Below are 25,107 nucleotides of genomic sequence, written 5' to 3' on the forward strand. Positions count from 1 at the left end.
TTTTGCGGCATGACGGAAGAAAATTATCAGAAATACCTTAAACTAAAAGAAATCGCATCCCCTTTCAAAGCATTACTGTTTGACGTCGATGGCACCCTAGCAGATAATATGCATGCCCATAAAGCTGCTTATGTAGAAACTGCCAAGGAACACGGCATTCTATTGAACCCCGATCTGATCGATGAAACGGCAGGATGGCCTACAGTGGATGTGGCAGATGAAATCTCTTCCCGTTATCAAGTTCCTTTGGATAGATTTGAATTTGCAAAACGAAAGTCTGCCATCTTTATTGAACATTTTATTCAAAAGACACAACCCGTAGAATTTGTCAGACAGGTCCTTTATGATTTTGCTGAATCAAGAAAAATTGGGATTGTTTCTGGTGGAAGCCGATCTACCCTCAACATTACTTTGGATGTCATTAACGTAGTCGGAAGATATGAGACTTTGGTCTGTGCAGGCGACACGCCTGAAGGTAAACCTTCTCCTCAACCTTTTTTATTGGCTGCGGAACACTTAAATGTCAATCCAAGCGACTGCTTGGTCTTTGAAGACGGTGATCCTGGAGTACAAGGAGCAATTTCTGCTGGAATGGCTTGGGTCCGTATCGACCAACTGTAGCTTAGAAGTTAGTGATGATCCTTATACCACCGTTGGTATAATTCATATCTGCTCTTTTAAAACTGCCTACAGGCATTTTAAAATAAGGCTCAACCGAAAGATTGATGTTTTTGTTCATCTTCATTTCTTTACCGATGGAGAAATTGACAAAACCACCAAATCCATTGCTGCTCACGTTTTCATCCTCTGTCTTGATTGCTCTGGAAACCTGCTTAACAGCCGTTTTTACATCCGCCTCACTCTCAGGAAGACCATTGCCAAACAATTCAGTATTGGCATTCTCTACATAATGTGCATATCTGTTCTGATTGAATACAGCGGCATAAGTTATACCAGAGGAAGCATAAAACCCAGACTTAGACTTTACTCGAACATCTAAGGGAACTTCCAATGCTTGGACATTTCCCGAAATTGCATTTACATTCGGTAGAATGATGGCATTACTGCTTGCAAAATTCTGGGTCAGACCGTTAGCCGTAATTTTCTGCAGGGCATCTTTACTGGCCACTACAGGAGTTTCTGAATTCGCCACTGGATCTTTCATTTGAGAAACATCATAGCGATTGTAAGCCAATCCAGTCCTAACACTTACATTCTTATTGATATTATAGGCTAACAACATCCCGCCTCCAAAATTGAACCGTTCATTGGTGGAATTCGGAGAAACGAAAAGCCCTAAATCAAACTTCTCCCTAAAATTGAATTTCCTATTTTTTATTAAGGGCTCAGCACCATTCTTTGCCTCTTGGGCTTGATATGCCAATTCGCTATTGACATTATTTTCCCTGAAACCTCTCAGGTCGTTATCCATTTCAATCTTCGCTCTTTTATTGGATAGATTATAGGAATGAAGTGCATTAGGGATCTGGATACCGCTCGGATAAATCCCATCATTTGAATAATTGGATATCAATCCCAGGTCCTGGTAACCTCTAATCTCTGCATTTGCATCCTCAACTCTCGCTTGAGCTATTAGGCCATTCCCTTGTACTGGAGTATTCAAATCAGATTGACTTGCAATTAAATTACCTTGGGAACCAATTACACTTTCATCCTGACCGCTTACAACATCCTGGTCACCGCCGTTATCTTGAAAACCGGTTTCATTGTCTACAACAGGATCTTGGTTAGCGGTAATTTGATTATCAATATTGTTAGAGGTATTTTCCGGCCAATACATAACCGTTCCAATTCCCAACAATAAAATTGCCGCAGCGCTGGCAGCCCAATAGAAAGTTTTGTTCCTTTTAACCGGGGCAGCACCATATCGACTCTGAAAATTCTCCCATGCACCTTCCTTATATGGAAGCTCTTCCATGGATTTCATCTTTTCGACGATCTGTTCGACAATATCTTTTTTATTCTTCTCTTCCATTATCTAAACGAATCAGGATTTAATATTTTCTAAATCAATTTGACTCAAATACAATTTGCGCAACTTTTGCTTCGCTCTTGTCAAATAAGTCCTGGAAGTACTCTCTGGGATTCCCAGCTCCTTCCCTATCTCCTCATGCGAATAACCTTCAATTTCATACAGGTTGAAGATCGATCGCTGAATATCTGGCAACTGCTGTATCAAGGAAAGCATATCCTCATATTCCAACCTGCTTCCATTATCTACGGAATAATGTATGGTATCACTACTACTCAAATCGTCCAGCATATACATCTGCTTCCGAACCCGCAGGGCATCGATCGACGTATTAACTGCGATCCTCGCTATCCAAGACTTAAAAGTCTTCTCTAAAACATTGGGATCTTCATGCAATGAAAAGGTCCCGATCTTATTGAAGGCTTTCACAAAACATTCATTGGCGAGCTCCTCAGCCTCCATTTCATGCTTCATATAGCGGATCACGATAGCCATCACATAACCATAGAATTTCTTGTATAGGAAGGATTTACTCTTCTCAGAATTAGACATAGCACATTGCTCCAAAGCTGTCCTTAGGTTCAATGCTGTACTGTTACTGAGATATTTCCTTAAAATTCCCACCTATGTCTTCTCTAATCTTCTGTAATTAAAAAAACTATAGATGAAGCTAAGCTTTATTCATACAAATCCTGCTATAAATATTCTATATTAGGATAACGATATAAAACAATTCCATGCTACAGTTGGTATAAAATAATGATAAAGGTCATTAATTCCTTGCCCATTATTTGGTAAATTTAACAAACACAAAATTAACGACTATGAGAGCCATCTTATTTCCTACAGATTTTTCCGAAATCGCCAATAATGCGTTCCTCTATGCATTACATATTGCCAAATCGATTGATGCCAAGATTTATGTGCTATACTCCTATCTAGAGCCGGTACTTTCCGCAACGCACGGTGGACAACCGGAACTTTTAGGAGAAGTCTATCAGACCATTGAGCTCAACCAATTCGAGGTCTATAAAAAGAAAACCCAAAAACTCCGAGAGATCGCTTCCGAGATCGGGATGCAAGAAGTTGAATTAGTTTTTCTTTTTGAAGAAGGGCCGGTCGCTTCAGTGGTAAAAAGCATTGTAGAACGCGAAAAGATCCATTTGGTGGTTATGGGAACACATGGTGAATCTGGATTTCTTTCCAAATTAATCGGAACCAATACCGTAAGTGTTATCAAGTCTATCCAAAACCCAGTTCTTGCTGTCCCTCCACATGCTAAATATCAAGGTATCAAGCGCACTGTCTTCACGACTCTATTCCGTGAAAAGGACAAATCCGCGTTGAAGGAAATGCTCATCATGGCAAAAGCTGTGGATGCTAAAATCGAATGCTTACACGTGATGCACAATGATAAAGTGGCCGATGTACTATTGCAGACGGAAGCTTGGCAAAAGGAATTTCCACAAGAAAACATTAATTATGTTCTCCTGGATGAGGTTGAAAGCATAGAAAATACCATTGCAAATTATATCCTTGAAAACAATATTGATATATTAGGTGTCGTTAAGAGAAACCGAAGCTTCTTTGATCGCCTATTCAACAGCAGCATCAGCAATAACCTTGCTCTGCATTCAAAGGTGCCAATATTGGTTTTTCATGAAGAAAAATAAACATGCAGCAGGTCATTAAAAAATTAGAATCATTAAATCGTATCAACGATAAAGCAGAGAAATTCACAGAGATAACAGATGAAAACTTTGTCGAACATGGAATTCTATTCTTTATCCCACTCGAAAAATATGAAGTAAAAGTCCTGATCCCTGCCCCGCACCATAAAAGCCTTTTCCAAAACGGTACACCAACCTTTAAACAGGTACTGAACCATAAAGAGGCGATGATGCTCAAATAGAAAAAAAATAGAAAAACAAAAAAGAGGGTATCAATTGATACCCTCTTTTTGAGCCTCCTATCGGAATCGAACCAATGACCTACTGATTACAAGTCAGTTGCTCTACCAGCTGAGCTAAGGAGGCATTTCCCTTAAAAGCGATGCAAATATGTGAACTTCATATCAATTTTACAAATCTTTTGAACTCCTTCATTCTTACAAAAATACTAACTAAATGACCTACAAGCCATTATTTTTACAAAAACTAGTTACCGTATGTCTTTTTGGCATGTGTATTTAAATTTAACTGTCAATATTACAGTAAAATAACTAAAAACACTGTAGGCATTCCTTTTGTTAACCTCTTATTACATATAGCGAAACTACATATGAACTTTAACAACTTTACAATCAAAGCCCAAGAGGCAATACAAAAAGCTTCAGAAATTGCATCTGGCCATCAGCAACAAGCGATCGAGCCAGCGCATATCATGAAAGCCTTATTATCAGTAGATGAGAATGTCATTTCCCATTTACTCAAGAAACTAAACGTCAATATCAGCTACCTGAGCAAAGAGGTCGATAAAATTATCGAATCCTACCCTAAGGTAAGCGGAAGCAATGTTTATCTAAGCAACTCCGCTACCGCTGTATTACAGAAAGCTCAGAGCTTTTTGAAGGAATTTAACGATGAGTTCGTCTCCATTGAGCATATCCTGTTAGGACTATTGCTATCCGGCGACAAGGTTGCCAGCCTATTGAAAGACCAAGGAGTCACTGAAAAAGACCTAAAAACCGCAATAAAAGAATTGAGGGGAAATTCAAGGGTAACTGACCAAAATGCCGAAGCAACCTACAATGCATTGAACAAATATGCTAGGAATCTTAATGAATATGCTGAATCTGGCAAACTCGACCCTGTAATCGGTCGCGATGAAGAAATCAGACGCGTCATGCAGATCTTATCCCGTAGGACAAAGAACAATCCGATCTTGGTTGGTGAGCCTGGAGTAGGTAAAACAGCGATTGCCGAAGGTATTGCCTACCGAATCATAAAAGGTGATGCTCCTGAAAACTTGAAGACCAAAACCGTATTCTCTTTGGATATGGGTGCATTGGTTGCCGGTGCGAAATATAAGGGTGAATTCGAAGAACGCCTAAAGGCTGTAGTTAAGGAAGTATCCGACAGCGACGGTGAAATCATCCTGTTCATTGATGAGATCCACACCTTAGTTGGTGCTGGTGGCGGTGAGGGCGCTATGGATGCTGCAAACATCCTGAAACCTGCATTGGCGCGTGGTGAGTTGAGGACAATCGGTGCAACGACCCTAAACGAGTATCAAAAGTATTTCGAAAAGGACAAAGCCTTAGAGCGTAGGTTCCAGAAAGTGATGGTGGAAGAACCAGATACCCAAGATGCGATCTCTATCCTACGTGGCATCAAGGAACGTTACGAAACCCACCACAAAGTTAGGATCCTGGATGAGGCTATCATTTCGGCTGTAGAACTCTCACAAAGATACATTACGGACCGATTCTTACCAGACAAGGCCATTGATCTAGTCGATGAGGCAGCGTCCAAATTGAGGCTCGAAATGAACTCAGTTCCGGTTGTGGTCGATGAACTGGAACGAAGGATCATGCAACTGGAAATTGAAAGAGAAGCGATCAAGCGTGAAAAAGACGAGAAGAAAATCTCTGAACTTTCAGAAACCATCGCCAACCTTTCCAATGAACGAGATTCATTAAGGGCTAAGTGGCAATCTGAAAAGACCTTGGTAGATCAGGTCAACGCGGAGGCTCAAAACATAGAAAACTACAAACTGGAAGCTGAACAGGCTGAACGTGCGGGCGACTACGGAAAGGTTGCAGAATTAAGGTACGGTAAGATCAAGGAAGCTCAGGACAAAGTGGATGCTTTGAAAAAAGAACTTTCAGAGAAACAAGACAGCAGCCGTATGCTTAAGGAAGAAGTAACTTCCGAAGATATCGCTGATGTGGTTTCAAAATGGACCGGTATCCCTGTCAGTAAAATGATTCAATCCGAAAGGGAAAAACTATTGAACTTGGAAGAAGAATTACATAAGCGTGTCGCAGGACAAGATGAGGCTATTGAAGCTATTGCTGATGCGATCCGTAGATCAAGGACCGGATTGAGTGATGCTAAACGCCCAATCGGTTCCTTTATTTTCCTTGGTACAACAGGGGTCGGTAAAACCGAACTTGCAAAAGCCTTGGCAGAATATCTATTCGATGACGAACAGGCCATGATCCGGATCGATATGTCGGAGTACCAAGAAAGACATGCCGTATCGCGTTTGATCGGAGCGCCTCCAGGATACGTGGGTTATGACGAAGGCGGACAGTTAACCGAAGCCGTACGTCGTAGACCATACTCAGTGGTGCTATTAGATGAAATCGAAAAAGCACACCCGGATGTATTCAATATCCTATTACAAGTATTGGATGATGGCCATTTGACAGACAACAAAGGCCGTGTAGTAAACTTTAAGAACACCATCATCATCATGACCTCCAATACCGGTTCTCATATTATCCAAGAGAATTTCTCTAAATTGAATGATGAGAACAGAGAAGAAGTCGTAGCGAAAACTAAGGATGAAGTCCTGGATCTATTGCAAAAATCTATCCGTCCAGAGTTCTTGAACCGTATTGATGAGGTGATCATGTTTACTCCACTGTCCAGAACAGAAATTGGTGATATCGTTAGGATGCAATTTAACAGGGTTGAAAAACAACTTGCTGAACAAAACATCTTCCTAACAGCTTCTGACGAAGCCCTAGATTGGTTAGCACAATTAGGATACGATCCTGTCTATGGTGCAAGACCATTGAAACGTGTCATCCAAAAAAGAATCCTCAACGAACTGTCTAAAGAGATCCTATCAGGAAAAATATCCAGAGATTCCGTAATCAAACTGGATGCATTTGATGGAAAATTCGTCTTCCTCAACAAGAATGAGGAATAAATAAAAAAGAACTCCTGAGCTGATTTAGCTCAGGAGTTCTTTTTTATTTAGATATGAGTATTGAGATATCAAACGAGATATAGATATGAGTATTGAGATTTGAGTATTGAGATATTAAACGTCCCACAATTTCTATATCCCCTGTCTAATAACTAAAAATCCCTAAAAATCCCTTTCTACTATCTCATATCTCAAATCTCATTTCTCAAATCTCGTTAGAAAACACAAACCTGATTTCATCTCTAAGATTATATTTCGAAGCCATTACTTCGCCATAAGCACCTGCAGTACGGATAGCGATCAGATCTCCACGTTCTGAAACAGGAAGTGTTACTTCTTTTCCAAAACAATCTGAGCTCTCACAGATTGGCCCAACCACATCGTAGTTCAATTTTTCAACACCCTCGTTTTTGCCTAATTTTTCGATTTTATGAAATGCCTGGTACAATGCTGGACGCATAAGCTCGGTCATACCTGCATCAAGGATCAAAAAGTTTTTCTTAACCCCGCTTTTAGTGTACAATACCCTGCTCAACAAAGTTCCTGCTTGTGCTACCAAAGCACGGCCCAGTTCAAAATGCACCTCTTGTTGTGGAGTTCTTTCCAGAAACTTATCGAATACATCAAAATAAGCTTCAAAGTCAGCAAAAGGATGGGCATCTGGTTCATGATAATCCACGCCTAGCCCACCACCTACGTTCAATACTTTAATGGTAGTTCCGCGCTCTTCAAACCAATTCTTCCACTCATTTACCTTTACACAAAGACTCTTGAACACATTGATATCGGTAATCTGCGAACCTACATGAAAATGCAGACCCAACAGATCAATATGATCACATTCCCTTAATACGGAAGCCGCCTTTTCCAATTCAGAATTGGGCACACCAAATTTATTTTCATCTAAACCGGTGGTGATATAATGGTGCGTATGGGCATCTACATTCGGATTAATGCGCAAAGAAACTTGAGCCTTAACGTTCTGTTTAGCCGCCAATTCATTGATCACCAACAGCTCTTGGATAGATTCCACATTAAAAGCAAAAATATGATGCCTTAATGCCAAATTAATCTCCTTGTCGGATTTTCCAACACCAGCGAAGGTAATCTGATTGGCAGGAAAACCAGAATCAATTGATTTTTGAACCTCATTTCCACTTACACAATCCGCACCAAAGCCTTTAGATTGGATTAAACCTAAAATCCTGTCATTAAAGTTAGCTTTTAGTGCATAATGAACATGAAATCCTCTTTTATCAGCTGCTGCCTTGGCCCTGTCCAATGTTTCATTCAACAGGTCCAGATCATAGTAATAAAATGGAGTTTCAAATTCGTTTAAACGTCCTAAATCAATTTGATTGATGTTCATTCTCTTTAAAAAATTCTATTATGTAACGACCTTAATGCTTCTACCTTGTGCTCAGAATCCAAAAGCATGGAGACATTGTAATCTGAACCTCCATAAGAAACCATGCGCAATGGCAAATGTTTCACTGCATCTAAAACTCGCGCAGCATAACCATGTGTATTAGCTCCAAAATCACCCACTACACAGATGATCGTTTGATTTCTATCGACACTTACATTTCCAAAATCCTCCACTTCTCGGATGATATCATCTAAATTTTTGGTATCATCAATTGTTAAGGATACAGCCACCTCTGAAGTGGTAATCATATCGATTGGCGTTTTATAACGTTCAAAAATTTCAAAGATCTTTCTCAGGAAACCATATGCCAACAACATTCTTGATGAATGGATATGGATTGCTGTAATATCATCTTTCGCTGCAACCGCACGGATCGACCCTTTCTGTCCACCGTTTTTAGAAATCAAGGTTCCAAAAGCTTGGGGGTCCATCGTGTTCAACAAACGAACTGGCACATTATACCGTTGCGCTGGAAACACACTCTGCGGATGTAAGATCTTAGCACCAAAATAGGCCAGCTCGGCAGCCTCGTCAAAACTCAGTTCTGCAATCGGCGTAGTGCCCTTTACAATTCTAGGATCATTGTTATGCATACCATCGATATCCGTCCAGATCTGGATTTCATCGGCTTGTATGGCAGCACCGATCAATGATGCGGTATAATCTGATCCACCACGCCGTAAATTATCGATTTCACCAAAGGAATTTCTACAGATATATCCTTGCGTGATAAATAAGCTATTATCAGGATGCTCAGCCAAAATCGCTTCCAATTTCTCTTTGATGAATGGAACCATTGGCTCATTGTCCTCGTCGATTTTCATAAAATCAAGAGCCGGAAGCAATACGGATTTTATGCCTTTTTCACTCAGGTAAAGATGCCACAATGTAGTGGACATCAATTCACCCTGTGCCAGGATGATCTTTTCTTCCGTAGGTGTAAAAAGATCGTTCGACAAAGATGCAATTAAGTTAAAATGATAATCTATCAATTCCTTACCCTGCTTATATCCGTTCTCAGTGCTGAAGAGTTCCTTGATTAAAGCTTCGTACTTGTTCTTGTGTTCCTTGATCAATTCCTTGGCTTCATCCTTCTTACCATTCAAGTAAGCTTTAGAGATTTCAACCAATGCATTTGTCGTTCCAGCCACTGCTGAAAGCACCACAATCTGACGCTCTGCGGGATTAACGATATCCAATAAACTCTGGATACGTTCAGCACTCCCTACGGATGTTCCACCGAATTTTAGAATTTTCATATCTATTTTAAACTATTTGTTTTTACGAGGTTGTGAATATAAGTCTTTTGACAAAAAAAAGCGGCACAAATGCAAATAAAAGCTTTTGTGCCGCATATAATTTAATGCGGAAGAACTACTTCTTCAAGTTATCGATCAATAACTGGGCTAGTTCCTCTCCGATTCGTTCTTGCGCCTCATTGGTTGCAGCACCAATATGGGGAGTCAAGGAAACCTTAGGATGATTCAATATTTCCGCTCTTGGAGTCGGTTCATTATCAAACACATCAAGCGCAGCAAAAGCAACTTTACCAGAATTCAACGCTTCCACTAAAGCTAACTCTTCAATAACGCCTCCTCTGGAAGCATTTACCAAGCCAACACCATCTTTTAATAATGCAAACTCTTCTTTACCAATAACAGGCTTGTCTGTGAATGGAACGTGCAGGGAAATAAAGTCTGATTTCTTGAAGATGGCATCGATATCAACCTGCTCAACAGGGACATTGACACTTACATCTCCAGCAAAGTTTAAAGTCAGAGAATTTGGTCCTTCAAACAAATCTGAATAGATCACCGTCATTCCCAATCCTAAACCGATCTTAGCAGTTTCACGACCGATACGGCCAAAACCAACAACACCCAATACTTTTCCTTGCAATTCAGAACCTGCAGCATATGCTTTTTTCAATCCAGCAAAATTGCTGTTTCCTTCTACAGGCATTTTACGGTTAGAATCAAATAAGAACCTGACACCATTCAATAGATGTGCAAATACCAATTCAGCAACTGAATGTGAAGATGCCGCTGGCGTATTCACTACAGCGATACCTTTTGAACGTGCGTAATCCACATCAATATTGTCCATGCCGACCCCGCCTCTACCAATAACCTTGATATTAGGGCAAGCATCGATCAAAGGCTGACGTAATTTTGTTGCACTACGTACCGTAACTGCATCATATTCATTCAATCTATTGATCAATTCATCTTGAGGAATATGGTTTGTATCCACTACAAAGCCCGCATCCTCTAATATTTTTTTACCGATAGGATCAATCCCATCGTTAGCTAAAATTTTCATAGTAATTATTTCTTCTTTTCTTCAAATTCTCTCATCGTATCCACTAATGCATTAATTGAACTGATGCTCAATGCATTGTAGATCGATGCTCTAAATCCACCTACTGAACGGTGGCCTTTGATACCGATTAAATTGCGCTCCTTAGCTAAGGCCAAAAATTCTGCTTCTAACTCAGGCGTATCCATCACGAAAGTCACGTTCATTCTAGAGCGATCTTCCACGGCTGCCGTTCCTTTGAAGAATGGGTTGCGGTCAATCTCATCGTATAAAGTACGTGCCTTGATGATATTCTCTTGTTCAATTACCGAAATTCCACCTTTAGCTTTCAACCAACGTAGGTTCAACATGGAAACATAGATGGAGAATACTGGCGGCGTATTGTACATAGAACCCGCTTTGGCATGTGCTTCATAATCAAAGATCGTTGGAATGGTACGACCAGACTTAGCAAACAGATCATCTTTGATGATTACCAACGTAACACCTGCAGGACCCATATTCTTTTGGGCACCAGCATAGATCAAACCAAACTCAGACACATTGATTGTTCTACTCAAAATATCAGAAGACATATCAACAACGGTTGTTACCGATGTGCTAGGTTTTTCAAATACTTCTGTTCCGTAGATGGTATTATTTGAAGTGTAATGGAAATATGCAGCATCCGATGGTACTACAAAATCCTTTGGAATATAGTTGTAATTTTTGTCACTCGACGAAGCAACGATTTCCACCTGTCCTACTTTTTTAGCTTCTTTGGCAGCTTTTGTTGCCCAAACACCTGTATCTAGGTATGAAGCCTTGCCATTTTCAGGCAATAAGTTCATAGGAACCATGGCAAATTGCTGACTCGCACCGCCTTGAAGGAATAAAATGGAATATCCAGCAGGAACTTCCAGTAATTCACGGACCAATTTCTCAGTCTCGATTACGACTTCCTCAAACTCTTTGGAACGGTGCGAAATTTCCAAGATTGATAAACCTGTACCATTAAAATCAATTACCGCTCTTGAAGCTTCTTCAAAAACCTCTTTTGGTAAAATACATGGGCCTGCACCGAAATTATGTTTCATTAGACTTGTATAATTTGTTAAAAATTAGGAGGTTAACGATTAAACAATCGTTTGACCTTAATTTGAATGCCCAAAGGTAAAATATTTTTAAAAATTTTTAAAACAAAATCCATATTTGTTTAAAATATCTTAAATTAAAAAGACATTTGGTATCATTCTCTCATTGAACAAATATACCTGTTTAAACAAATAACTTTATGAAAAATATTAACAAATCGCCTCCATTGTGGATATCTTTAATGATGAAATCCGTACCAAAAACCTAAAAAAATGTGTATCTTCGCCTGTTACGTGTCTTTTATAGATATAACACTTATTATATTGATTGAAACCAAAATATAATGGCTGAAGAAACAGAAAACGAAAACAATTTAGTTCCTGCTGAAAACAGGATCATCCCCATCAATATCGAAGACCAAATGAAATCTGCCTACATCGATTATTCGATGTCGGTAATCGTTTCACGCGCATTACCTGATGCCCGTGATGGTCTGAAACCAGTACACCGTCGTGTATTGTATGGTATGCTAGACCTTGGGGTAACGAGTGGTAAACCTTATAAAAAATCTGCTCGTATTGTTGGAGATGTACTCGGTAAGTACCACCCACACGGTGACTCATCCGTTTATGACACCATGGTCCGTATGGCCCAAAACTGGTCCATGCGCTATCCCCTAGTCGATGGACAGGGTAACTACGGTTCGATTGACGGTGACCCACCTGCAGCGATGCGTTATACAGAGGCTCGCTTAAGGAAGATTACCGAAGAAATGTTGGCGGACATTAACAAAGACACCGTTGATTTCAAATTAAACTTTGACGACTCCCTTGAAGAACCTACCGTTCTTCCTACCCGTATCCCGAACCTGCTTGTCAATGGCGCATCTGGTATCGCCGTAGGTATGGCAACCAATATGGCTCCGCACAACCTGAGCGAAGTTATCGATGGTACCATTGCTTATATCGACAACAGAGATATCGAAATCTCGGAATTGATGACCTATGTCAAAGGTCCTGACTTCCCTACTGGCGGTCTGATCTATGGCTTCAATGGCGTAAAAGAAGCTTTCGAAACCGGCCGTGGCCGTATCGTGATGCGTGCTAAGGCGGAAATCGAAACTACCAAGACCGGTAAAGAGATCATCGTCGTAACAGAAATCCCTTACCTAGTCAACAAATCGGAGATGATCAAAAGAACTGCCGATTTGGTTCAAGAAAAGAAAATCGAAGGTATCTCGGAAATCAGGGATGAATCCTCTAAAGATATCCGCGTTATCTATGAAATAAAACGTGATGCGAATGCCAATGTGGTTCTAAACAACCTATATAAGCATACCGCTTTGCAAACCTCTTTTTCGGTTAACAACATTGCCTTAGTAAAAGGTAGACCACAGATGTTGAACTTGAAGGATATGATCCACGAGTTCGTAGAACATAGACATGATGTGGTTATCCGTAGAACTAAGTTTGAATTAGCTGAAGCTGAAAAAAGAGCCCATATCCTTGAAGGTTACCTGATCGCCCTAGACCACTTGGACGAGGTAATCAAATTGATCCGTAATTCAGATACCCCAGAAGATGCACGTGTAGGCTTGATGGAGCGATTTGCGCTTTCTGATATCCAAGCAAGAGCTATCTTGGACATGACCCTAAGAAGGTTGACAGGACTGGAACGCGACAAGATCAAAGAAGAATATGCTGAGTTGATGAAAACCATCGAATACTTGAAAGAAGTACTTGCTGATGAATCCCTTCGCTTCAAGATCATTAAAGATGAACTGATTGAAGTGAAAGAAAAATATGGCGACGAAAGACGTTCTCATATAGTTCATTCTGCAGAAGATCTTCGTATGGAAGATTTCATCGATGATGAAGAGGTAGTAATCACAATCTCCCACAACAGTTACGTAAAACGTACTCCATTAACCGAGTACCGTGTACAAGGTCGCGGTGGTAAGGGAGCTATTGGCTCTACAACCCGCGATGAAGACTTTACAGAACATATCATTACAGCATCTGCACATAACTACCTATTGTTATTTACGGAAGCAGGTAGATGTTTCTGGTTAAGGGCATTCGAAATTCCTGAAGGAAGCCGTACTTCTAAAGGTCGTGCCCTTCAGAATATCATCAATATTCCAAAAGATGAGAAGATCAAGGCCTATATTAAGGTAACCAACCTGAAGGACCAAGAATACCTTGAGAACAACTTTATCATCATGTGTACTAAGAAAGGTACCATCAAGAAAACTTCACTTGAAGCTTACTCAAGACCAAGGGCAAATGGTATCAATGCGATCAACATCAATGATGGTGACCAATTATTGGAAGCAACATTGACCAATGGTACGAGCGAAATCGTCATGGCTCTTCGTTCTGGTCGTGCGATCCGATTCAATGAATCGACCGTAAGACCGATGGGTAGGACAGCTACAGGTGTTCGTGGTATTACCTTAGCGCATGAAAAAGATGAGGTAGTTGGCATGATTAGTGTTAATAATCAAGAAACCACTGTACTGGTAGTTTCAGAGAAAGGATACGGTAAACGTACCGATATCGATGATTATAGAATTACCAATCGTGGTGGTAAAGGTGTAAAAACAATCAACGTTACGGACAAAACAGGTGAATTGGTTGCTATTAAAGGTGTTACTGATGAGAACGATTTGATGATCATCAATAAATCTGGAATTGTAATCCGTATCGGAGTTGAAAGCTTACGTGTAATGGGTCGTGCTACCCAAGGTGTGAAATTGATCACTTTGAAAGACAACGACGAAATTGCATCAGTGACCAAAGTTGAAAGACAAGAGGAAGAAGAGGAATTAGACGTTGAAGGTGCTGAAGGAGCAGAAAACTCAACAGACAATGAATCAGCTAACACGGAGAATGAAGAACAAGAATAGATATATTTCAAGTGCTTTAGGAGCTATATTACTATTGGGTGCCAATAGTGCTTTCGGACAGTCGGCTTATAAAGAAGCCAGCAATGCCTTTGCATTATACACCCAAACTGGTAACATCGCCAACCTTGATAATGCCAGGAAACAAATCGACAATATCTACAAGACAAGACGCGACTCTTCCAAAACGCGCGTGAATGTCTTAAGAGCCATGGTTTTGAGTTCAATTGCTTATGCAGATTCTGCAAGGACCATTAAGTTGAATGCTGACCCTATCGATCTGACTTATCAGACGATGGATAAAATCGATAAGAAAGACAGACCGGGATACTCTGGAGAAATAAGCTATGTCAACCAAAACTTGGCTGCCGCACTGATTTATCGCGCAAACAAATCGCTAGAAAACAAAAAGTTTGACGAAGCCTTTGCAGATTTCAGCAAGGTTGATGCCTTAGATGCCAAAAGTGGAGATGTAACCTACAATTTAGCACTTTTAGCCAGCAAAGCAGGTAAACCGGAGGAAGCCATCAAGTATTATGGAAAGATCCATGAAGCTGGTAACATGACTCCAAACCAGTATATCGAATTGGCCAATCTATACGACCAACTGGATGAGAAGCAACAAGCGCTCTCAACCTTGGAAGAAGGAAGGACCAAATATGCTGATGACAAAGCTTTGCTGTTCTTGCTGATCGATAAATATGCAAAAAGTGATGCATATGATGCCATCGTTCCTATTATTGAACAGGCCATCAAACTCGAGCCGGAAAATATAGAATTAAATTACTTGGCAGGATATGCAAATGAAAATGCCAATAATTTAGAGATAGCTAAGACATATTATGAGAAAGTACTTGAATTGGACCCAAATAACTATGAGTCTAATCTAGCCCTAGGTCTAATCAACTTGAATACTTTCTTGAAGGATAATGAAAATCAAGAAGCACAATATAATGCCCAAAATTATTTGCTAAAAGCAAATGAAATTAAGCCTTATGAAATAAATGCTTTGAAATCCTTAGCTTTATTCTATCAAAAGACTGAAGATGAAGCTCAATTAGACCGAGTGAATCTTTTGTTAAACCAACTTACAAATTAAACAAACAATAAATAGATATGAATTTAAGAAAATCGATATTATTTGTAGGATTGCTTTTTGCAACCAGTTCCACTGCCCTTTTCGCACAGTCGGGCAATGTGAAAAAAGCAAAAGCTGCAATTGTAAAGTTTGAAGAACTTAAGGGAGCAGGTTCTGCTGAATTAGGTAAATCAAACCTTACTGCTGCAAAAGAAGCAATCGATGCTGCAGTAGTACATGACAAAACGAAAGATGATCCAGAAGCATGGACATATTATGCCCTAGTTTACTCAAACTTAGCTAGCTTAGACAAGAATGCAGAAGACGCTGCCAAAGCGCAAGACGCAATCAAAAAAGCTACTGAACTTGACAAAGACAAAAAACACGCTGAAAACATCACTGTTGCGGGTCAGACTTTAGGTCAATACAAATTCAACCAAGGTGTTGCAGCTTGGGATAAACAAGATTATAAAACAGCTTATTCAGACTTTAGCGACGCTTTAGTTTACCTTCCTGGTGATACTACCCTTACCTTCTATTCCGGTCTAGCGGCAGTTCAGAACAAGGAATACGACAAAGCCATCGAAAAATACAAAGAGCTAGTTCCAGTTAAGGAATACTCTAGCCATAAAACAATTATGGTGGACCTTCCTAAACTATACCTTCAAAAAGGTGATACTACATCAGCAATCGCTGCTGCTGCTGAAGCAGTAACGGCTTATCCTAATGATAACGATGCTGTTGTTCAGAACATCGAATTGAACCTGATCACTGGAAATGAAGCTAAGATTGTATCTGATATCGAGTCTCAATTAGCAAAAGACCCACAGAACAAAAGCCTTCACTACTACCTAGGTCTTGCTTATGGTGCTGCAGGAGATCCTGAAAAAGCATTAGCTTCTTACCAAAAAGCAATCGAGATCGACCCTAACTACCTGGAAGCAAACACCAATGCTGCCGTAGTTATCATGAATGGTGGTCGTGATGAATTGATGAAGTTAAACGAAGACAAATCAGTTCCTGCCGCTGAATACAACAAAAAAGTAGAAGCTATCAAAGGTAAAATCGCAAGAGCGGTTCCTTACTTGGAAAAAGCTGTTGAACTTGACGCTAAAAACGTAGATGCTTTAAGAAACCTTAAAAACTACTATGATTTTATGAACGACGAAGCAAAATCTGCCGAATTGCAAGCTAAAATCGAAGCGCTAAACTAAGTTTAGCAATACAACATAATAAAAGGGATGATCAGATGGTCATCCCTTTTTTTTGGTTTGAACCAGGATGGAAGGGATGAGAGGATGGACCAAGATCTGGGATTTGAACCAGGATGGAAGGGATGAGAGGATGGACCAAGAACATGAGCAATTTCGCGATGGAAAGTCTCCAATACTGTAGGGGCTTATTGCCTACGCCCGCAGACATTTGAACTAGGATGGAAAGCCTAAGATACTGTAGACGTAAAATCCCAGAGGGGCTGACATCTTTGTAGAATCTAGATATTTGAAATGGCCAACCCACAGCGTGGGTGGAATGTTTTTAATGAATCTTCCTGAAGAAAGGAAATAGTTTGCTCAAACTTACGATGACAATGATCCTTAAAGAAATCAAAAAAATAGATTCTTCGCTGTGCTCTGAATCCCTCTTTATCGCATCTCTGATTCTGAACAATTCGTGAAGAATCTGTAAGGTTCCCCTCCCGCCGATCCTGTCATCCTTGACCAAAGGTCAAGGAACTGTACACCAATACTATGATGGTTGTCTTGGGTTTTGAAAGTTAGCATTTCTCCGAGATGCTTCGTTCCTCAGCATGACAGAAAAAAAACGCCGACCCTGTCATCCTTGATCGAAAGACAAGGAACTGTACGCCAATACTATGTTGGTTGTCTTGGATTTTGAAAGTTCGCATTTTCCGAGATCCTTCGTTCCTCAGCATGACAGAAAAAACTAAACTTTATGACATTGCCTAACGGGCTTATTCAATAAGTCGCTACCAAGCGGGATATGGTCTTGTGTCTATTGTCTAATGTCTTAATCTACCCCAAAGCCACATCCAACACCATCATCACGACAAAACCCAACACAAATCCAAGGATCGGAATATCGGAGTGTTCTTCCTGTTGTGTTTCTGGAATAACTTCTTCAATAACGACGAACAACATCGCTCCAGCGGCAAAAGAAAGTGCATATGGGAGAACTGGCATAAAGAAACCAACGGCAAAGGCTCCTAGGACGGCAAAAATTGGCTCTACCACTGCTGAAAGCTGTCCGTATTGGAAACTTTTCCATCTTGATAGGCCCATTCTGCGTAAGGGCATGGATACTGCAACACCTTCAGGAAAGTTCTGCAAGCCGATACCCATGGCCAATAGGACCGCCCCTGTGATGCTCGCTTCAGGAACTCCAGAGGCTGCACCTCCAAATAAAACCCCGACCGCCAACCCTTCAGGAATATTATGTAAGGCTATCGCAATGGTCAATAAGGTAGTACGGTGCAAGGAGGATTTTGGACCTTCAGATTTCAAGAAGTTAAGGTGAAGATGGGGCATCAGCTTATCTAAGCCAAAGATGAAAAGTGCACCCAGGACAAATCCGATTGCCGATGGCATAACCTTGCTGAAACCTTCCCCTGAACTCATTTCAATGGCTGGCGCCAATAGTGACCAGAAACTTGCTGCAATCATTACCCCTCCCGTAAAACCGAGCATCCCGTTCAGCAATCTTTTATTTACCCCTTTAAATATAAATACGCTGGCGGCTCCCAAGGCTGTTACACCCCAAGTGAACAATCCAGCAAATAATGCAGCAACTACGGCACTCTGTTTTCCAAGAAATTCTACTAATTCTTCTATCATTTGATCCAGCGGAGAATAATTTTTTGAAATTAACCATTCTAAACTAGAAAACTAAAAAATAACAGCAAAAAACAAAAAGCACCCCTATGGGTGCTTTCGTAAAATTGTCCATCTGGATTCCAATGATCCAGAGCTTTTTAAATTTAGATTATCTCAAATGCGATCTCAACATCCAAGCAGTTTTCTCATGTTTCTCCAACAAGCCAACCAGAAAGTCCTCTGTACCAGCATCATTATGCTCCTCAGCTAACTTAATATCTTCCCTTAAAGAGATAATCAAGCTCTCGTAATCATTCAACAATTCTGATATAAAACCCTGACTATCATTCTTTTTATATTTCATTTCAGTCAGCTGGGTAAGCTCCAGGAATTCTTTCAATGTTCCTACGGCATAGTGACCGATGGCACGAACACGCTCTGCAACCTCATCGATTATTTCAGCCAATTCCGAATAGAGCTCTTCAAAGAAGATATGCTGGGCATGGAAGTCCGGACCTTCCACATTCCAATGTGCATTCCTGACTTTGGTATACAGCACATTTTCATCAGCCACAAGTTTGTTCAAAATTCCTGCAACTACTTTAGTGTCTTGTTCTTTTATTCCGATATCTGTTTTCATAGCTTTTAATTTTATGTTTAATATATATTAATAACGACTAGCGTCATTTAGTTTTTCAATTGCTTCTTCGCCTAGCCTCAATTGCAATGCAGCAACAAAACTCTGTAAATGGGCATCTTTTGTAGCACTTGCAATTGGTGCAGTAATGGTTGGTTGGGCCAATAGCCACGCTAAGGCAACTGAAGAAGCAGAAGTTCTGTATGCAGAGGCTACCTCGTTCAATGCTGCGACAATCCTTTTTCCGCGTTCATTCCAATAGCGTTTTTCAATACCCTCTCCCCTTGCGGACTTCGAAAAATCATCATCCGTAAGGTATTTCCCTGATAAGAATCCACTGGCCAGAGAATAATAAGGAATAACCGCTAGACCGTACTCCTTGGCAGTGGCCTCATATTCAAGTTCATATTTCTCCCGATCATAAAGATTGTATTCGGGCTGTAAAGAGATATAGGCAGGCAAAGAGAGCTTGGTAGAGGTATCTAAACTCTCGATCAGGCGCTCCGTTGATATATTCGAAGCTCCGATGTACCTTACCTTTCCTTCTTTAATTAAATCGTCGTATGCCCTTAAGGTCTCTTCGACCGGTGTGCTGGTATCATCATAATGCGTTTGATATAAGTCGATATAATCAGTCTGAAGCCTTTTTAAAGACAGTTCGACCTGTTCCTTGATGTAGGAGGCTTTCGTATTTTTCTGGCTATCATAGCCAAACCGCCCACCGACTTTAGTCATTAAGACAATTTTATCCCTATTTTTTCTTTCTTTGAACCAATTTCCAATAATGGTTTCAGACTCGCCACCTATGTTTCCTGGAACCCAATGGGAATAGTTGTTTGCCGTATCGATGGCATCAAATCCCATATCCACAAAACTGTCCATGATCTTAAAGGACTGCTGTTCATCCAAAGTCCATCCGAAGACATTACCACCGAAAATTATCGGTACGATATGTAAATCGGAATGGGCAAGTTGTACTGATTTCTCCATATGAGCTTTCTAATTTTAACATTAACAATATAGCCATTTTTTGAGGGATTAAGGCCGATTTCAGGGAGTTTATTGTCATAAAAAAGTCGATAAATCCTTGCCTTATCCGAACTATTATTATTTTTGTCCTTTGCAAAATTTAAGAATGTCTACTTCAGTCCCCTACTTCCATCATTTTCAAAAAGATACAACAGGAATTGAACTTCCATTGCGTTTTACCTTTCCTTTTTGTTATGACCCGCATGAACTGAGCATTATGGCTGTTGAGCAAGTACAAGAATACTTAGCCGTCCAAGATGATTTCATTCATAATTTCGGTTTGAAGGATGGTCAAGAAGGATTGGTCATCGGGAAAATGTTCGGGGTCCTGGTTGTGCAGGATCAAGCAGGAAATCTGGGCTTTCTAGCCGCAGTTTCAGGAAAAATGGCTGGCAGCAATAAACATAGGTACTTTGTCCCTCCTATTTTCGATATGCTTGATCCCCAAGGCTTCTTTCTAAAAGAAGAAGAGCACATCAACCAGATCAATAGATACATAGAGGCCCTTCAAAACTCGACTGAATTAAAAGAGCTAAGGGAAAACTTGGTCCAATGCAAAAAACATGAGGAACAGATCCTATCAGAGCTGAGGAAACTACATAAGAAGAACAAGACGGAACGCAAAGAAAGTAGGATAACCCAGCAAGCCTGTCTGCCTGAGCAAACATATCAGGAACTTTTGGAGGACTTAATCAAACAAAGCTATAGGGATCAACACCATTATGATGTACAGAAAGAAAAGTCTTCTCAGCAAATCAAGCTGGCTGAGGATGCACTAAACCATATCCTCGATCAGATAGAAGAGCTTAAGGCAGAACGAAAATCTAGGTCTTCGAATCTCCAAAACCAACTTTTTGATCAATACCACTTCTTGAATGCAAGACAGGAGTCCAAATCGGTCCTTGCCATATTTAATGAAAGCAAAAATATCCAGCCTCCTGCTGGTGCGGGTGAATGTGCTGCACCGAAATTACTGCAATATGCCTTCAACCATCATTTAACACCGATCTGTATGGCTGAATTTTGGTGGGGATCCTCTCCTAACCTGGAAGTCCGCAAGCACCAAAACTACTATCCGGCATGCCGTGGCAAGTGTGAACCCATTCTTGAACATATGCTCGTTGGCTTGGATGTAGATGATAATCCTATGCTTGAAAACCCAGCAGCTGACAAGGAATTGGAAATTATTTATGAGGATGAATCCATCATAGTGGTCAACAAACCTGCAGAATTTCTTTCGGTTCCCGGAATCAATGTAAAAGACAGTGTACAGACCCGAATCCAAAACAGATATCCCGAAATTGATAGCCCATGGATTATCCATCGCTTGGATATGTCCACTTCGGGAATCTTAGTCCTAGCCAAAAGTAAGGATGCCCATCAGTTTATCCAGGATCAATTCATCAAACATACCGTTAAAAAGAGATATACGGCATTATTGGATGGTCTTATTGAAGGAAAAGAAGGGTTGATTGACCTCCCCTTACGTGTTGACTTAGATGATCGCCCAAGGCAGGTAGTTTGTTACGAACATGGAAAACCTGCGCAAACAAAATATAAAGTAGTCAGTATTGAAGGTAATAAAACCCGGATCCATTATTTTCCTTTGACAGGCAGGACCCATCAATTAAGGGTGCATTCCGCGCATGCAAAAGGCTTAAACTGTGCCATAATCGGCGATGATCTCTATGGGAAGCGTGCAGATCGCCTGCACCTGCATGCCGCTTTTATTCAATTTGTTCATCCCATGACCAAGGCCTTGGTCCAATTTGAAGTCAAAGATCCATTTTAGTTATCAAGGCTTTTCTTTATATTGGTAGAATAAATTTCCAACAATGGAAGTATTAAAATACGCCTATCAACATCCACTACTAGAAGCAGCAGATTTAGATCAGATTTATCATGCTCACGAAAAAATAAACTTGACCAAAGGAGATTATATCCTGGAAAAAGGTCAGGTAGCCAATGAATATTATATTTTGGAGGACGGTCTCGTACGAACCTATCTCTATGACTATGACGGAAATGAAATAACCACGGGTTTTTCAGGAAAGAATGAAGTGGTCATCGAAGTAGCTTCTATTTTCCAAAGGATACCGACCCAAGAATATATCCAATGCCTTACCGATTGCTGTCTTTGGAAAATCGATTATGAAACATTTCAAGACCTTTTCCATAAGATTCCAGCCTTTCGGGAATGGGGCCGTGCATGGATGGCCTTTGAGCTCTACCTTAGCAAGAAAAGAGCAACCGAGATGATCACCGAACCTGCAAAGATGCGCTACCTGCACCTGATGGAAGAAAAGCCGCAGATTATCCAACAGGCTCCACTAAAATATATAGCCTCTTACCTCGGGGTAACAGACAGTTCCCTAAGCCGAATCCGTAAAGAGATCCTAAACGATTGAGTTAATAAAAATATAATTAAGCATGGAATACTTTGAAGATCAGACCTTCAAAAATATCAATTTTCAAGAGAACACATTCGTAAAGGCAGAGTATGAATATTGCAGGTTTGAACAATGCAATTTTGAAGGCCTGAACCTAAACGAAGTTAAGTTTATAGATTGTATATTTACCGAGTGTAATCTTTCCCTATCCAAGATAGAGCAAACCAGTTTCCAGGACTGTAAGTTCAAAAACTGCAAATTGCTGGGGATGCGTTTTGACAGCGCCAATCCATTTAACTTGCAATTACAGTTTGAAGGCTGTACATTAGATCACAGCTCCTTCTTCAATTGCAATATCAAAGGGACAAAATTCATAAACTGCAGGTTGCAGCAGGTAGATTTTGAAAATGCCCAATTAAGCAATGGCAGTTTTGAGGGTTCGGATTTAGGTGGAAGCCAGTTTTTCAATAGCAACCTTGAAAAGGTCGATTTCCGAGGATCTCAAAACCTACAGCTCGATCCAGACCAAAACAAAATCAAGGCTGCTAAATTTAGTTTGGTCAGTTTACCGGGGCTGTTGCAAAAACATAAAATTTCAGTTAGTCATTAAACTAACCTGATTTATAGAATTTATTCCTACAGATTTTTAGGATCCACCCCCAAATATGATTGGGTTTTCCAGCTAAGTTTTTTGGACTTCAATTTGACCTCATTCGAGACATATTCCGAATTTTCCGAATATGTCTCGAATGAGAGTAAAATGAATTTCGAAAGAAATAGCGGTCTAAACTTCCAAAATAAAATTTTATGAAGGCGCCAAAAATTGACAAAATCATCTTTAAGCAGCAAATGTTTCAATGTCATATTTGGTCAATATCTCAACCTTCCCTACTAATTCTCATTCATATTCCTTAAATTTATGGATATGAAAATATTGGCTTTTGGAGCTAGCAATAGTTCAGATTCAATCAATAAAAAATTAGTAAACAGTGTAAGTAAGTATTATAAGGAAGTTGATGATGAAATCCTTGTTTTAGACATCAACAATTTTGAACTACCCTTATTTTCAAAGGATCTGGAGAAAGAGATCGGCATTCCCAATGCAGCGACAGAGTTTGCTGCCCATATTGACTGGGCGGACTTCATAATCATCTCTTTTGCAGAGAACAATGGCAATTATAATGTGGGCTACAAGAACCTGATCGATTGGATTTCCAGGATCAAGGGCAGAAAGGTATTTCCTGAGAAACCGGTTTTTCTGTTAGCGACCAGTCAGGGTGCCCGTGGCGGACAGTCCGTTTTGGAAATAGCAGAAGCCCGGATGCCAAGGGATGCTGCCCAAGTTTTGGAGACCTTCTCCCTGCCTGAATTCAGCAAAAACTTTGAGGAAGGAAAAGGTGTTATTAGCAATGTATTGAGGAGCCAATTGGAGGCAAAAGTCAGAAAGACGAAACGGCTGATGGCTGAGATTATCAATAAAAGACAACAGTAAAATTAAATTTTCAATATTATGGCAAAGAAAGTATTATTATTAGTTGGTGATTACGTAGAGGACTATGAAGCAATGGTTCCTTTTCAAGCAATGGAGTCTGTTGGAATCGAAGTGGATACCGTAGCTCCTGACCGCAAAAAAGGCGATGTGGTCCCTACAGCAGTCCATGATTTCACGGGAGATCAAACTTATAAGGAATTGAGAGGACATAACTTTGCAATCAACAAAGATTTTGATTCGATCAATACCGAAGATTATGACGGACTGTATATTGCAGGTGGACGTTCGGCAGAATATATCCGTTTGAATAAACGCGTCCTGGAGATTACAAAGGACTTTTTTGATAAAGACAAACCTGTTGCAGCAATCTGCCATGGTATACAGGTCTTGACCGCTGCAAAAGTATTGCAAGGAAGGACTTTAACGGCATATGTAGCCGTAGGTCCGGATATCGAGTTGGCAGGTGGCACTTGGAAAAACATTCCGGCAGACCAAGCAGTAGTTGACGGAAACCTAGTTACATCACCAGCATGGCCTGGCCATCAGAACATCCTGAAGGAATTCTATAAACTATTAGGCGTAAAGATCACTCTATAATGGAGAAAAAAAAGAAGAAAATATGGTTTATTGCCATCCCCTTGATCTTGATTTTGGGATATTTCATATATGATGCCTATTCCCAACCCTCCATTGAGGACCTACCCGGTGGATTTGAAGAGGTAGCGTTTGTGCGCAATGAAAACAATAAGGGTGGGATAATCAGGATCTACGCTGTTACAGTGAAGGATCAATTGAACGCACAATACGATAAGTGTGCAGATCTGTTCCCTGTGAATGATTATGGCAGCGTGACGAAGATTTATTTCTTTGACAAGAGTAAGCCATATCCAACCAGTCTTCAGCTCGAAGACCCCCACTATGACAACAGTAAATATGAGGCCATCAATATCTTGAGTCGTCGAGGAGTAAGCAAATAAACCATTAAAAAATAAAAACAACAAAAGCTGCAATGTTTAATCATAGCAGCTTTTGTTGTTTTACGTAAATAC

At 40.3% G+C, this 25,107-nt stretch carries 22 protein-coding genes and 1 tRNA gene; 13 read left to right on the forward strand and 10 right to left on the reverse strand.

The window, feature by feature from the left end:
* Nucleotides 1–9: 9 nt before the first annotated feature.
* The gene (locus ACWIB3_RS06585) at nt 10–621 is read left to right on the forward strand and encodes an HAD family hydrolase (protein WP_185212204.1); all 612 of its coding nucleotides are present in this window, start codon (nt 10–12) and stop codon (nt 619–621) included.
* A gap of 1 nt (nt 622) precedes the next feature.
* Here ACWIB3_RS06585 and ACWIB3_RS06590 read toward each other — a convergent pair whose 3' ends face one another.
* Both ACWIB3_RS06590 and ACWIB3_RS06595 read right to left on the reverse strand, forming a co-directional pair.
* Nucleotides 623–1,996 carry a hypothetical protein gene (locus ACWIB3_RS06590; RefSeq protein WP_454291221.1) on the reverse strand — a complete coding sequence of 458 codons (1,374 nt, stop codon included), beginning with the start codon at nt 1,994–1,996 and terminating at the stop codon, nt 623–625.
* 12 nt (nt 1,997–2,008) lie between these two features.
* On the reverse strand, nt 2,009–2,617 hold the full coding sequence (locus ACWIB3_RS06595) for an RNA polymerase sigma factor (protein ID WP_313189320.1): 609 nt from the start codon (nt 2,615–2,617) through the stop codon (nt 2,009–2,011).
* Between the two features lie 200 nt (nt 2,618–2,817).
* Here ACWIB3_RS06595 and ACWIB3_RS06600 point away from each other — a divergent pair, with 200 nt between their 5' ends.
* Entirely contained in the window at nt 2,818–3,666 is an 849-nt protein-coding gene (locus ACWIB3_RS06600; protein WP_185212206.1) for a universal stress protein, read from the forward strand.
* A 2-nt stretch (nt 3,667–3,668) separates the two neighbouring features.
* Nucleotides 3,669–3,905, forward strand: coding sequence for a hypothetical protein (locus ACWIB3_RS06605; RefSeq protein WP_185212207.1), 237 nt, complete (start codon nt 3,669–3,671; stop codon nt 3,903–3,905).
* Nucleotides 3,906–3,956: 51 nt separating this feature from the next.
* Here ACWIB3_RS06605 and ACWIB3_RS06610 read toward each other — a convergent pair.
* Nucleotides 3,957–4,029 (reverse strand) — tRNA-Thr (locus tag ACWIB3_RS06610).
* Nucleotides 4,030–4,273: 244 nt separating this feature from the next.
* On the opposite strand from ACWIB3_RS06610, the gene clpB reads away from it, so the two are divergent.
* Nucleotides 4,274–6,874 carry an ATP-dependent chaperone ClpB gene (gene clpB / locus ACWIB3_RS06615; protein WP_454291222.1) on the forward strand — a complete coding sequence of 867 codons (2,601 nt, stop codon included), beginning with the start codon at nt 4,274–4,276 and terminating at the stop codon, nt 6,872–6,874.
* A gap of 205 nt (nt 6,875–7,079) precedes the next feature.
* Here the strand turns inward: clpB and lysA are convergent, their stop codons facing one another.
* The 4 genes from lysA to serC form a co-directional block, all read right to left on the reverse strand.
* Nucleotides 7,080–8,243: a diaminopimelate decarboxylase gene (lysA, locus tag ACWIB3_RS06620; RefSeq protein WP_454291223.1), complete on the reverse strand. Its 1,164-nt coding sequence runs from the start codon at nt 8,241–8,243 to the stop codon at nt 7,080–7,082.
* 5 nt (nt 8,244–8,248) lie between these two features.
* Complete coding sequence (locus ACWIB3_RS06625; protein WP_185212210.1) at nt 8,249–9,562, reverse strand: aspartate kinase; 1,314 nt, start codon at nt 9,560–9,562, stop codon at nt 8,249–8,251.
* A gap of 115 nt (nt 9,563–9,677) precedes the next feature.
* Complete coding sequence (locus tag ACWIB3_RS06630; RefSeq protein ID WP_454291224.1) at nt 9,678–10,625, reverse strand: D-2-hydroxyacid dehydrogenase; 948 nt, start codon at nt 10,623–10,625, stop codon at nt 9,678–9,680.
* Nucleotides 10,626–10,630: 5 nt separating this feature from the next.
* The gene (gene serC, locus ACWIB3_RS06635) at nt 10,631–11,698 is read right to left on the reverse strand and encodes a 3-phosphoserine/phosphohydroxythreonine transaminase (RefSeq protein WP_185212212.1); all 1,068 of its coding nucleotides are present in this window, start codon (nt 11,696–11,698) and stop codon (nt 10,631–10,633) included.
* A gap of 341 nt (nt 11,699–12,039) precedes the next feature.
* Here serC and gyrA point away from each other — a divergent pair, with 341 nt between their 5' ends.
* The 3 genes from gyrA to ACWIB3_RS06650 are packed head-to-tail and all read left to right on the forward strand — an operon-like array spanning nt 12,040 to nt 16,893.
* Nucleotides 12,040–14,604, forward strand: coding sequence for a DNA gyrase subunit A (gyrA, locus tag ACWIB3_RS06640; RefSeq protein ID WP_454291225.1), 2,565 nt, complete (start codon nt 12,040–12,042; stop codon nt 14,602–14,604).
* Nucleotides 14,567–15,700, forward strand: coding sequence for a tetratricopeptide repeat protein (locus ACWIB3_RS06645; protein WP_214648410.1), 1,134 nt, complete (start codon nt 14,567–14,569; stop codon nt 15,698–15,700). The genes gyrA and ACWIB3_RS06645 overlap by 38 nt, the downstream gene beginning before the upstream one ends.
* A 17-nt stretch (nt 15,701–15,717) precedes the next feature.
* Nucleotides 15,718–16,893, forward strand: a complete 1,176-nt coding sequence (locus ACWIB3_RS06650) for a tetratricopeptide repeat protein (protein WP_185212215.1) — start codon at nt 15,718–15,720, stop codon at nt 16,891–16,893.
* 819 nt (nt 16,894–17,712) lie between these two features.
* Here ACWIB3_RS06650 and ACWIB3_RS06655 read toward each other — a convergent pair.
* The 3 genes from ACWIB3_RS06655 to ACWIB3_RS06665 form a co-directional block, all read right to left on the reverse strand.
* On the reverse strand, nt 17,713–18,531 hold the full coding sequence (locus tag ACWIB3_RS06655) for a ZIP family metal transporter (protein ID WP_185212217.1): 819 nt from the start codon (nt 18,529–18,531) through the stop codon (nt 17,713–17,715).
* A 148-nt stretch (nt 18,532–18,679) separates the two neighbouring features.
* The gene (locus ACWIB3_RS06660; protein ID WP_185212218.1) at nt 18,680–19,150 is read right to left on the reverse strand and encodes a Dps family protein; all 471 of its coding nucleotides are present in this window, start codon (nt 19,148–19,150) and stop codon (nt 18,680–18,682) included.
* A gap of 27 nt (nt 19,151–19,177) precedes the next feature.
* Complete coding sequence (locus ACWIB3_RS06665) at nt 19,178–20,137, reverse strand: aldo/keto reductase (protein WP_454291226.1); 960 nt, start codon at nt 20,135–20,137, stop codon at nt 19,178–19,180.
* Between the two features lie 145 nt (nt 20,138–20,282).
* On the opposite strand from ACWIB3_RS06665, the gene ACWIB3_RS06670 reads away from it, so the two are divergent.
* From ACWIB3_RS06670 to ACWIB3_RS06695, 6 genes are all read left to right on the forward strand, one after another.
* Nucleotides 20,283–21,968: a pseudouridine synthase gene (locus ACWIB3_RS06670; RefSeq protein ID WP_454291227.1), complete on the forward strand. Its 1,686-nt coding sequence runs from the start codon at nt 20,283–20,285 to the stop codon at nt 21,966–21,968.
* A gap of 43 nt (nt 21,969–22,011) precedes the next feature.
* Nucleotides 22,012–22,584, forward strand: a complete 573-nt coding sequence (locus tag ACWIB3_RS06675; protein ID WP_185212221.1) for a Crp/Fnr family transcriptional regulator — start codon at nt 22,012–22,014, stop codon at nt 22,582–22,584.
* 22 nt (nt 22,585–22,606) lie between these two features.
* Nucleotides 22,607–23,176, forward strand: coding sequence for a pentapeptide repeat-containing protein (locus ACWIB3_RS06680; RefSeq protein ID WP_313259363.1), 570 nt, complete (start codon nt 22,607–22,609; stop codon nt 23,174–23,176).
* 315 nt (nt 23,177–23,491) lie between these two features.
* The gene (locus tag ACWIB3_RS06685) at nt 23,492–24,058 is read left to right on the forward strand and encodes an NAD(P)H-dependent oxidoreductase (protein WP_185216403.1); all 567 of its coding nucleotides are present in this window, start codon (nt 23,492–23,494) and stop codon (nt 24,056–24,058) included.
* Nucleotides 24,059–24,076: 18 nt separating this feature from the next.
* A complete protein-coding gene (locus ACWIB3_RS06690) occupies nt 24,077–24,655 on the forward strand; it encodes a DJ-1/PfpI family protein (RefSeq protein ID WP_185212224.1) in 579 nt (192 codons plus the stop codon).
* The gene (locus ACWIB3_RS06695) at nt 24,655–25,035 is read left to right on the forward strand and encodes a hypothetical protein (protein WP_254527270.1); all 381 of its coding nucleotides are present in this window, start codon (nt 24,655–24,657) and stop codon (nt 25,033–25,035) included. The genes ACWIB3_RS06690 and ACWIB3_RS06695 overlap by 1 nt, the downstream gene beginning before the upstream one ends.
* Nucleotides 25,036–25,107 lie beyond the last annotated feature (72 nt).

This window comes from Sphingobacterium sp. NPDC055431, from assembly GCF_053644255.1.